The sequence below is a fragment of the Delftia sp. UME58 genome, from assembly GCF_014170385.1.
Taxonomy (GTDB): domain Bacteria; phylum Pseudomonadota; class Gammaproteobacteria; order Burkholderiales; family Burkholderiaceae_C; genus Comamonas; species Comamonas acidovorans.
In genome coordinates, this window is record NZ_LZZV01000094.1 from 1 (window position 1) to 761 (window position 761).

A 761-nucleotide genomic window follows, 5' to 3' on the forward strand; every position below is an offset into this window, starting at 1 on the left:
TGCACGCGTCCTATACGCTGGTGACGGGCGCCGACCTCGTCAAGGTGGACGCCAAGCAGATCCACATGGGGTGACGCGGTGGACGTCACGCAACCCGCAGTTGATCCGGTTTCCCCCGGCGCCGCTTTGTCCGAAGCCCGCGCGCAGTGGTGGCGCGCGCTTGAGCGCGAGCCCTACGCGCACGACCTGTTCCATGCGCTGCGCTGGATCGATGCGCATGCCGGCGCGCGCAAGCCGCTGGGGCGCGACACGGTTGCGCGCTACGAGCCCGTGCGCCTGCGGCAGGAACCCTCGATGGCGTTCGCGCCGTCTACCGTGGCGCGCGCCCAGGCGGGCCACAACGGCCGGCCGGCGGAGGTCTCCATATACGGGTTCGGCCTATTCGGCCCCAACGGCCCCTTGCCGTTGCATCTGACCGAGCATGCCCATGAACGCATGGCGCATTACGGGGACCGCACCCTGGCGGCGTTTGCCGACGTGTTCCATCACCGGCTCATCCTGCTGTTCTATCGCGCCTGGGCCGACGCGCAGAGCACGGTCAGCCTGGACCGCAAGGAAGAGCGCTTCACGCGGTACGTGGCCAGCCTGCTGCACCTGGGCGAACCATCGATGCGGCGGCGCGACGCCGTGCTGGACCATGCCAAGTACTTCATGGCGGGGCATCTGGTGCGCCAGACCCGCAACCCCGAAGGCCTCAAGCACATTCTGCAATGGTTCTTCGGCCTGCCCGTTCGCATTTGCGAATTTGTGCCGCAATGGAT

At 67.5% G+C, this 761-nt stretch carries 1 protein-coding gene; it reads left to right on the forward strand.

What is annotated here, in order from left to right; translation table 11 throughout:
* Positions 1–126 precede the first annotated feature (126 nt).
* Positions 127–761, forward strand: a 635-nt coding sequence (gene tssG, locus A9976_RS23060; protein ID WP_220808828.1) for a type VI secretion system baseplate subunit TssG, incomplete at its 3' end; no start/stop codon positions are given.